11 protein-coding genes are annotated in these 8,604 nt (G+C 67.5%); 7 read left to right on the top strand and 4 right to left on the bottom strand.

Going from position 1 to position 8,604, the window contains the following annotated elements; all coding sequences use genetic code 11:
- Window positions 1-31 precede the first annotated feature (31 nt).
- Complete coding sequence (gene trxA / locus BUB76_RS03960) at window positions 32-352, top strand: thioredoxin (protein ID WP_073126979.1); 321 nt, start codon at window positions 32-34, stop codon at window positions 350-352.
- Window positions 353-416: 64 nt separating this feature from the next.
- Here trxA and BUB76_RS03955 read toward each other — a convergent pair whose 3' ends face one another.
- Window positions 417-1,325, bottom strand: coding sequence for a hypothetical protein (locus BUB76_RS03955; RefSeq protein WP_073126977.1), 909 nt, complete (start codon window positions 1,323-1,325; stop codon window positions 417-419).
- Window positions 1,326-1,410: 85 nt separating this feature from the next.
- Here BUB76_RS03955 and hslV point away from each other — a divergent pair, with 85 nt between their 5' ends.
- Entirely contained in the window at window positions 1,411-1,968 is a 558-nt protein-coding gene (gene hslV / locus BUB76_RS03950; RefSeq protein ID WP_073126975.1) for an ATP-dependent protease subunit HslV, read from the top strand.
- 20 nt (window positions 1,969-1,988) lie between these two features.
- Here hslV and BUB76_RS03945 read toward each other — a convergent pair whose 3' ends face one another.
- From BUB76_RS03945 to motA, 3 genes are read right to left on the bottom strand one after another with little or no spacing between them, the layout of a single operon-like run.
- Complete coding sequence (locus BUB76_RS03945) at window positions 1,989-2,411, bottom strand: hypothetical protein (protein ID WP_073126973.1); 423 nt, start codon at window positions 2,409-2,411, stop codon at window positions 1,989-1,991.
- Window positions 2,408-2,659 (bottom strand): hypothetical protein, encoded by a 252-nt coding sequence (locus tag BUB76_RS03940; RefSeq protein ID WP_073126970.1) that lies wholly within the window; start codon window positions 2,657-2,659, stop codon window positions 2,408-2,410. The genes BUB76_RS03945 and BUB76_RS03940 overlap by 4 nt, the downstream gene beginning before the upstream one ends.
- The gene (gene motA, locus BUB76_RS03935) at window positions 2,656-3,522 is read right to left on the bottom strand and encodes a flagellar motor stator protein MotA (protein WP_073126968.1); all 867 of its coding nucleotides are present in this window, start codon (window positions 3,520-3,522) and stop codon (window positions 2,656-2,658) included. The genes BUB76_RS03940 and motA overlap by 4 nt, the downstream gene beginning before the upstream one ends.
- A gap of 100 nt (window positions 3,523-3,622) precedes the next feature.
- Here motA and BUB76_RS03930 point away from each other — a divergent pair, with 100 nt between their 5' ends.
- The 5 genes from BUB76_RS03930 to BUB76_RS03910 all read left to right on the top strand — a co-directional run bounded on the left by BUB76_RS03930 (window position 3,623) and on the right by BUB76_RS03910 (window position 8,600).
- Complete coding sequence (locus tag BUB76_RS03930; protein ID WP_073126965.1) at window positions 3,623-4,708, top strand: hypothetical protein; 1,086 nt, start codon at window positions 3,623-3,625, stop codon at window positions 4,706-4,708.
- 159 nt (window positions 4,709-4,867) lie between these two features.
- Window positions 4,868-5,311 (top strand): Ros/MucR family transcriptional regulator, encoded by a 444-nt coding sequence (locus tag BUB76_RS03925; RefSeq protein WP_073126963.1) that lies wholly within the window; start codon window positions 4,868-4,870, stop codon window positions 5,309-5,311.
- A 38-nt stretch (window positions 5,312-5,349) separates the two neighbouring features.
- Window positions 5,350-6,324 (top strand): flagellar motor protein MotB, encoded by a 975-nt coding sequence (locus BUB76_RS03920; RefSeq protein WP_073126960.1) that lies wholly within the window; start codon window positions 5,350-5,352, stop codon window positions 6,322-6,324.
- A 281-nt stretch (window positions 6,325-6,605) separates the two neighbouring features.
- Entirely contained in the window at window positions 6,606-7,265 is a 660-nt protein-coding gene (locus tag BUB76_RS03915) for a hypothetical protein (protein ID WP_073126957.1), read from the top strand.
- Between the two features lie 15 nt (window positions 7,266-7,280).
- Window positions 7,281-8,600 carry a flagellar hook-length control protein FliK gene (locus tag BUB76_RS03910; RefSeq protein WP_073126955.1) on the top strand — a complete coding sequence of 440 codons (1,320 nt, stop codon included), beginning with the start codon at window positions 7,281-7,283 and terminating at the stop codon, window positions 8,598-8,600.
- The last annotated feature ends 4 nt before the right edge of the window (window positions 8,601-8,604 follow it).

The raw sequence follows: 8,604 nt of genomic DNA, 5'->3' as shown, positions 1-8,604 counted from the left end.
CTCGGGACGACCGTTCCTGAAGGAGAGACCAATGGCCACCGTAGCCGTCACCGACGACACCTTCGACGCCGAAGTGAAGAATGCAGACCTGCCCGTGGTGGTGGATTTCTGGGCCGAATGGTGCGGCCCCTGCAAACAGATCGGCCCCGCCCTGGAAGAGATCTCGTCCGAGATGGAAGGCCGCGTGAAGATCGTGAAGGTCAACGTGGACGAGAACCCCAACGCCCCCGCGCAGATGGGCGTTCGTGGTATCCCGGCGCTGTTCCTGTTCAAGGACGGCCAGGTCGTCAGCAACAAGATCGGCGCCGCCCCCAAGGCCGCGCTGCAGAACTGGATCACCGAATCGATCTGATCCGGCCCCGATCGCGGAATTGCTCAAGCCCCGGCCATCGCGCCGGGGCTTTTGCGTTGCGGGTTCAGAACGTCCAGCCGTGATCGGCGAAGCGGCTCAGGATCTGCGCCTCGGCATCCTCGGCCGCCGCGTCGAGGGCATTCATCCGGAAGAACCAGAACAGGTAGCGTGCGCTATCGGGCCGGTGATCCGCCGCGCGGGCGAAAGCCCCGGCCACGCCCAGCTCGGCCACGTTCAAAGCGATGTGATGAAAGTCGATCTGCCCGAACAGGATCACCGGCAGGTCCAGCAGGTAGGCCAGCAGCGCCACCGACGAATTCTGGGTGACCACCAGCCCGCTCTCGCCAAGCACCCGGTCCGCCGGCGCGTCGCTGACCTGCAATCGCGGGTGGCGGGCGGCAAGATCCTCTAGCGCCGCGCGTTCGGCCGGCGAATAGGTCTCGTTCGGGTGCAGTGTCGCCACCACGCGGCGCGGGCCGGTATGGGCCAGCGTCTGCTCCAGCATGGCCAGCGGCGACATGGTCTGGAACGACCGGGCCTCCTGGAGACGACCCTGAAGCGGGACGAACACGGCGTCGCCGGTCGCCTGCACGCCCTTCAGGTGCTGCCCCCGCCGCCTGGTGCGAAACCGCGCGGCCGCCTCGGGATCCACCGCATCCGGGTCGAACCGCGCCTGCGCGACGTCCCATTCCCACCGCTTCGCCGACGCCTCGATCCGCCAGAACGGATACCAGTAGGCCAGCCGCGTGGTCAGCGACCGTGCGCCCAGCGGCGGAGCCATGTGGAACAGGGACCGTCCCGCCCGCGCCAGCGACGCCACCCGCGCCGCGTCGGAGTCCAGGCACAATTCCACCCGCCACCCGCGCGAACGCAGCGCCGCGTCGATCCGGTTGGTGTAGTTGTGCCCGCCCGCCCGCGCACGCTCCAGCAATTGCCGGTGGTAGAAGATCCGCAGCACGCGCGCGTCAGCCATGGCGCGCCTCCGCGACGCCCGCCGGTTGGCAAGCCGTCGGCCCGGGTCCATATGAAAGCCAACCGAATTCCCGAAAGGAGCTTTCATGGCCGATACCGACTTTCCCGGCTGGCACGGCACCACCATCGTCGGCGTGCGCAAGGGCGGGCGCGTGGTGATCGCGGGCGACGGACAGGTGAGCCTGGGCGACACCGTCATCAAGGGCACCGCCCGCAAGGTGCGCCGGATCAGCCCGGGCGGCCGCGAGGTGATCGCCGGCTTCGCGGGGTCGACCGCCGATGCCTTTGCCTTGCTCGAACGGCTCGAGACCAAGCTCGAAGCGACGCCCGGTCAGCTGCAGCGCGCGGCGGTCGAGCTGGCCAAGGACTGGCGCACCGACAAGTACCTGCAGAAGCTCGAGGCGATGCTGATCGTGTCGGACGGATCGGATCTCTATGTCATCACCGGCGCGGGCGACGTGCTCGAGCCCGAGCATGACATCGCGGCCATCGGGTCGGGCGGCAACTATGCCCTGGCCGCCGGCCGCGCGCTGATGGACAGCGACATGGACGCCGAGGCCATCGCCCGCCGCGCCATGGATATCGCGTCGGATATCTGCGTCTACACCAACGGCAACCTGACGGTCGAAACCCTCTCGGCCTGATCGCTTCCCGGGGCCGCGGCTCAATCGTCGCGGCCCCAGCGCATCAGGGTCTGTTCCTCGATCACCTGTGTCTCGCGGCGGTCGCGCTGGCGCCGCTCGCGGGCCTGTTGCGCCTTGTGCGTCAGCTCGATCCGCTTGAGGTCGATGAACGCGTCGCGCAACTGCGCCTGGGCCTCGCGCGTGGTCTCTTCCAGCTTCTCGATCTCGGCTTCCTGGGCGCGCAGCAATGCACCCGCGTGGCGGACGAAATCGGCGGTGAACCGGGCGGCCTCGGGCAGATCCTGGTCCGCCCGTTCGAACCGGGTTTCGGCCAGCGCGCGCTTGTCGGATTCGTGTCGCTTGATCGCCGCGTCCAGGTCGACCAGCTCGCGTCCGATCTCCTGCACGCGGTGGCGGCGCAGGCGCATCAGGGTCTCAAGCCCCGAACCGCGCTTGCGGCTCATTCCGCCGCGCTTTCGCCCAGCAGGATCAGGGCCGACCGCATGTCGGTCAGGATGCCGGGGTCGAGAATGTTGTAGTCGCCTTCCGAAGGAATGTGCCCGATGACGCCGTGCTTGCGCATCGACGCGGGAAGTCCCCGTGCCGCGTCGTCTTCGGCCGCATCGCTCTCGTCGGTCGGCGGCGCTTCGGGCGCGGCGGCAAAGGCCGCCCCGCCCGATAGCAGGACCAGAAGGACGGCCGCGCGGATCACGCCGCCGGCAGGGCGCGCTGCGCCTCTTCCACCGTCGAGAAGTCGGGCTGCTTGACCGTCGGGATGTTGCCGCGCCCGATCTCGACCGCGACCGACGGCGGATGGCCCGAAACGATGGCCACGATCACTTCGCGGATCACGGCGTAGAAGGCGCCGTCCTCTTCCTCGATCTGCTTCAGGCGCCCGGCGATGGGGGCGACCATGCAATAGGCCAGGAACACGCCCAGGAAGGTGCCGACCAGCGCGCCGCCGATCATCTTGCCCAACACCTCGGGCGGTTGGTCGATGGAGGACATGGTCTTGATGACGCCCAGCACGGCCGCGACGATGCCGATGGCGGGCAGGCCGTCGGACATGGTCTGGATCGCGCTCGCCGGAACCAAGCTTTCGTGGTGGTGCTTCTTGATCTTGCGGTTGATCAGGTCTTCCATCTGGTAACGGTCATCGAACTGCATGGAAACCATGCGAAAGCTGTCGGTGATCAGGTCGATGGCGAAGTGATCTTTCAGGATCTTCGGATAGCGCTGGAAAATCTCCGAGCTGTGCGGGTCCTCCACATGCGGGTCCATGGCGACGATGCCCTTCTGCCGATAGACGCGGGCCAGCTCGTACATCAGACTCAGCAGGTCGTTGTAATCCTGCGCCTTCCACTGCGGCCCCTTTATCACGCGGATGATGCCCTTGGCCGACTGCTTGGCCACCCCGAACGAATTGGCGATGACGAAGGCGCCGATGGCCCCGCCACCGATCATCATCCCTTCGTAGGGCAGGGCGTGAATAACGATGTCCATCTTGCCGCCCGACAGCATGAAGCCACCGAAGACCAAGCCGAACACGATCAGAATTCCAAGGATGAGTGTCATAAGTGCAGCGCCTGTCCATGTGATCGACGGTTCTGAAGATAAAAATCTTGATGTAGAAGGATAAATCAAGAATAAATCGGCCAAAACGAAGGGCACCGTTATGAATAGTGCTGTTTCTGCAAGAAAAGCCGGCGCCGCCCAGGACCCCCTGGACGCGTTCGCCTATTTCTACGATCCGGCCGACGTGGCGCAGGCCGCGCGCGACTGGCCCGCGGACATTCGCCTGGCCGTGTGCCTGGATGCCGAGGGCACGTGCGAGTTCGTGCTGTTTCACGAGGACGAGTCAGACAAGGTCCTGGCCCGCATCGCCCGGGTGCTGGGTCGCCCCTTGGGCGGGTTCGAGACCAATCCCGCGGTCGATGGCTTCCCCGAGCGGTCATTGCTGTTCTCGCAGGAATCGGCCCTGCTGCGGATCTTGACCCGCGACGCCGACCTGCTGGAACGCGCCGTCGACTATGACCTGAACTTCCGCTTCGCCCGGGACGAGGGGCTCGACCCGGAAGAAGTCTGCGCCGATGTCGACCCGTCGTCGCACGGGTCCCGCTCGCTGTCCGCCCGCCGGTCTGTCCGCAAGATCTTTCCCTTGGCCGAACGGCGCAGCCCCGTGCCGCCGACGCCCACGTCGCCGCCCAAGGGATACCGCCCGCCGCACCCTGCCGAGCCCGAAAGGCCCGCGCCGCCGGCGCCGCCCGCCCCGCCGGTCGAGCTGCGCGCCACCCTGCGCCGCGTGGGCGAACGGGTCCGGCTGGAAACGGAAACGTCGAACGGTGTGCCCACCCTCCTGCGCGACGTCATGCTCCGCGACGACTTGGGGTCGATCCATATCTCCGCCGCGGCGCTGGGCAGCACCGACCTGCGCTTCACCGCCATCGACATGCCGGCCGAGCTGTTTCCGGCCGAATTCGTGACTGAAATGCCCCGCCCCGCCCGGGTGGCGCTGCTGCAATCGGGCCTGTTCGTGACGCCGTCGAAACAGCTGGGCTTCCCCCTGCCCAACCGCGCCCGCGCCGTCACCCGTCGCCTGGGCCACGGCCTGCGGGTGCCGTTCCTCGCGGCGATGAGTTTGGTGGCCACCGGTTTTCTCAGCGCGATGGTCGCGCACACGGTCTCGGACGGCGCGGACGGGTCTCTCTGGTCGGGCCGCGCGCCCGGTCTGGACGTGTTCAGTGCGCAACAAACGCGCTAGTCGGAAATTTATGGCAAGATTAAGTTGAAACGGGCAAGAATATCCTTACAGTAGATCAAGTATTGATGCGGTCCTACAAGAACGAAACGGGTCGCAGCGCGGTGTTCCGGCACCCTTGATTGCAGAATGCATGATCAATCGTCTATCGGAGGCATTCTGATGTCCACTTCTCCCCTCAGCGACGACTGTATCGCGATCATTGCCGCGGGCTATGCCCAGCGCAGCGACGTCACCCAGGACCAGATCATCGAGTTCGTGCACCGCCTGCGTGGCGGCACCGCGATCCCCGCGCAACCGGCCGTGACCCAGCCCGCCGCGGCGGGCCTGGCGATCCCGCGCACCCCCGCGCTGCCGGTCGATCAGTCCGTCACCAACGACAAGATCTACTGCCTGTGCTGTGGCAAGGGCTTCAAGATGCTCAAGCGGCACCTGGGCGCCGAGCACGACATGACCGAGGATGAATACCGCGCGGCGTTCAACCTGCCCGCGTCCATGCCGCTGGTCGCGCCGTCCTACTCCGAGCGCAAGGCCGAGTATGCCCGCAAGGCCGGGCTCGGCACGTACCAGCGCGAAAGCCAGCGCAGCGGCCGCGGCGCCTCCTGACGCGCCGGTCCAGCCGGAGCCAGTGAAAGGCCGCCGCCATGCCCGACAAGCAGAACGCCCCGATCATCATCAAGCGCGTCGAGGAGGACGGGCACGAAGGTCACCACGGGGGCGGCTGGAAAGTCGCCTACGCGGACTTCATGACCGCGATGATGGCCTTCTTCCTGCTGCTGTGGATCCTCGCCGCGTCCGACGAGGAAAAGCTGCGCGGGCTGGCCAACTACTTCACGCCGACCGTGTCGGAAACCGGCAAGGCGGCCGGCGACGGGTCGGACCTGCGCCCCATGGTGTCGCCCGGCGCGCTTCTGAATGGCGGGCCGGCCGATGGCGGCCGCGCCGGGCCTTCTTTCGGCGAGGGCTCGCCCCTGCGCGTCTTCGACAGCCGGATGCGCGACACGCCGCCCGATGTCGTGGTCGAATACCTGCCCTCGAGCGAGGATCCCGCCAACCCTGCGGCCCAGATGCTGGATGAAAGCAATCGGCGCACCGAACAGGAGCAGGCCGAGGTCGAAGCCCGCGAACGGGCCGAGGCCGCCGCGGAAGAACGGCTGGACCAGATGCGCACCGAGATCCTCGAACGGCTGGAACAGGCCGACCTCCCCGAGGAGCTGGCGGCGTCGGTGAAACTCAGCCGCGATGGAAACGGCATGATCGTCGAGGTCGTCGACGTGGAGCGCCGGTCGCTGTTCGCCCGGGGCCGGTCCGACATCCGCCCCGACGCCCGCGCGCTGATCCTGGCGATCGGCGAATCGCTGGCGGACGAGGACGGCGCTGTGCAGATCATCGGCCATACCGATGCGACGCAGTTCGGCGACGGCTCCGGCTACTCGAACTGGGAACTGTCGGCCGACCGGGCCAACGTGGCGCGGCGGCTACTGATCGAAGCCGGTGTCGATGTCACGCAGATCGGGGGCGTCAGCGGCGTGGCCGCGACCCAGCCCGCCAACCTGGCCGACCCCTTCGCAGCCGAGAACCGCCGAATCTCGATCCGGATCTCCAACGTCGTCAACTGATGGGACTTCGCGCGCCGCAGTGAGTGCACAGTCCCTGAAAAGGCGCGCGTGAATTCGCAAGGTGATTGGATTTCCCGGGCGATTTATACACAGAAATCGTTCCTCGGCCGCCGTCTTTCCGGTCGCCCGTGACAAAGTCGCAACGTTTTCGACGCGTCAGGTAAAGACCCGCTCGTAATGGTTGGATTTGTCGGCAGCATTTCGCCATGTTCAGAGCAATCGCGTCAGAACAAAAATAAGGCGCGGCATAAAGGCAGACCATACAGGCGGTCACAATGACAATGAAAACCCTTCTCCACGCTCTGTGGGACGGTGCGGTGCGTCCGTGTGCGCCGGCCCGGGCAGAGACCTTCGATCGGCTTCTTTCCCACTTCGTGCCGGTCGAGAGCGTTCTTCTGACCATCGACGAAACTCAGGTCCAACCCCGCGCCCTGTCCGAAGACACGAACCTCGTGTCGGGGATCACGCTGGGTGACGCCATCGCCGAAGAGCTGGACGTGGACGTGCCCTACGGCGCTGTCATTCTGATCCGCCATGAGGCTGCCCTGGACGATCTGTCCCACGCGGCAGGCCAGGCGGTGGCGGAGCTCGCCATCGCCATGGTCGGCCGCGCGCCCATGCCGGCCGCCCGGCGCGATGCCGTCCTGATGGAACTGGCCTCCCTCTACGCGCTCAAGGCCGAAGGCGACGCGGCACGCGCGCTCGGGCTCGATCCCGTGGCATTCTGCAAAGGCATGTCGGACCTGTTCCGGGCCCATTGGTCCCGCGCCGGCACGGTCCGTGGCGCATCCCCCCGCACCGATGCGGCCCGCGGCCGCCCGTCGCTGCCCGCCACCCGGTCGCGCCTGTCGCTTCAGGACATCAGCACCGAAATCGCCACGCGCTATGCCATGGCAAACCGCGGCACGGCGGATGTGGACGCCAGGTCCCGGATCAACTGATCCCGTGACCACGGCATGAACATCCTTTCCCCAACCGCGGGCAACGCGGCCACAGGGCCGTCCGGCAACACCACCGCGCAGACCGCCACCGGATTCGACGCATTGGTGACCGGGCTGACCAGCCCCGCCGCAAAGACCATGACGACCGGCGAAAGCGGGACACCCAGGTCGGATCCCGACGCGCTGGATGCGGTGCTGGCCGAGACCCTTTCGGCCCTTCCGGCCGAGCTGTCCGAGACATTGCGAGAGCAGGTCTTGGCGGGGATCGAGAGCGTCGGAGACGGAAGCATCCCGGATGCCGAAACCCTCGGCGCCCAGTTGGCCGCCGCAATCGCTACGCTGGACTCTCCGGTTCAGGCGGAAATCGTCTCTGCATTGTCCCTTCCCGAAGGCGCGGACCTTGCCCAGTCGCTGAGCCGGCTCATGGCGCCGAAGCTCGCGGCCTTGGCGCCCGCCGCGTTCTCGCCCCCGATGGGCATCGCGCCGGTCGCCCCGCGCGGCCTAGAGCGGGCGGATGCCACCGGCAGACCCCAGGTCGCCGCGGTCGGGCCGCTCGCGCTGCAACCTGCCGCGGGACAGGCGGTCGCGCAGCCGACCGTTCCGGGCGCAACGCAGGTGTCCACCGACTGGCCGACAGCCGGTGCACAGCCCGTGCCGAACGCTGCACAATCTGCACCAACGGGTGCACAGATTGCGCCGGACGGGGCACAGCCTATGCCGGTTGCTGCACCCAAGCCCGACGCCATGCCGACGGGGTTCGCACAGATCGTGGCCCAGCAGGGCACGGGCGGCGCCACGGCGCAGCCAGTTGTCGACGGCGGTCCCGCGCCCCTTCCGCCGGCCGAGTTCGTCCCCCGCCCGCAGCAACCGCTCCCGGCGCAGGCCATGGCCCCCGCGCCGCAGGGACAGCCCACCCCCTCGCCGGAGTTGCCGCAACACGTGGCACGGCAGATCCGCTCGGCCGAGATCGGCGATGGCAAGATGCGGATCGAGCTGCGCCCGCACGGCATCGGCGAAATCGAGATCGAGATCGCCAAGTCCGAGGCGGGTCGCCTGCAGATCGTCGTCCGCGCCGAGCAGTCCCCGGTGCTGGCCATGATCCGCAACGACCGCGACGCGCTGATGCAGGCACTGCACGCCCGCGGACTGGAAACCGAGGCGGCGGACCTTGATTTCCAAGGGTTCGACCGGGGTAGCGGACAAGGCACGCCCCAACGCGACGGGCCGTTCACGCGCGGCGCCGCCGTGCTGGGCAGTGACCCCGCCGCACCCGAAGACACACCGTCCCCCGTCTCGCGCATCCCCTCCACGCGCGGCCTGAACATCCTTACCTGAAGGA

The sequence above is a fragment of the Palleronia salina genome, assembly GCF_900141995.1.
Taxonomy (GTDB): domain Bacteria; phylum Pseudomonadota; class Alphaproteobacteria; order Rhodobacterales; family Rhodobacteraceae; genus Palleronia; species Palleronia salina.
This window is presented reverse-complemented; position numbering and strand designations above follow the sequence as displayed.

What these genes read in the sequence shown, in the direction of transcription:
- trxA (WP_073126979.1), top strand. Translation starts at nt 32, where the DNA reads ATGGCCACCGTAGCCGTCACCGACGACACCTTCGACGCCGAAGTGAAG.
- BUB76_RS03955 (WP_073126977.1), bottom strand. Translation starts at nt 1,325, where the DNA reads ATGGCTGACGCGCGCGTGCTGCGGATCTTCTACCACCGGCAATTGCTG.
- hslV (WP_073126975.1), top strand. Translation starts at nt 1,411, where the DNA reads ATGGCCGATACCGACTTTCCCGGCTGGCACGGCACCACCATCGTCGGC.
- BUB76_RS03945 (WP_073126973.1), bottom strand. Translation starts at nt 2,411, where the DNA reads ATGAGCCGCAAGCGCGGTTCGGGGCTTGAGACCCTGATGCGCCTGCGC.
- motA (WP_073126968.1), bottom strand. Translation starts at nt 3,522, where the DNA reads ATGACACTCATCCTTGGAATTCTGATCGTGTTCGGCTTGGTCTTCGGT.
- BUB76_RS03930 (WP_073126965.1), top strand. Translation starts at nt 3,623, where the DNA reads ATGAATAGTGCTGTTTCTGCAAGAAAAGCCGGCGCCGCCCAGGACCCC.
- BUB76_RS03925 (WP_073126963.1), top strand. Translation starts at nt 4,868, where the DNA reads ATGTCCACTTCTCCCCTCAGCGACGACTGTATCGCGATCATTGCCGCG.
- BUB76_RS03920 (WP_073126960.1), top strand. Translation starts at nt 5,350, where the DNA reads ATGCCCGACAAGCAGAACGCCCCGATCATCATCAAGCGCGTCGAGGAG.
- BUB76_RS03915 (WP_073126957.1), top strand. Translation starts at nt 6,606, where the DNA reads ATGAAAACCCTTCTCCACGCTCTGTGGGACGGTGCGGTGCGTCCGTGT.
- BUB76_RS03910 (WP_073126955.1), top strand. Translation starts at nt 7,281, where the DNA reads ATGAACATCCTTTCCCCAACCGCGGGCAACGCGGCCACAGGGCCGTCC.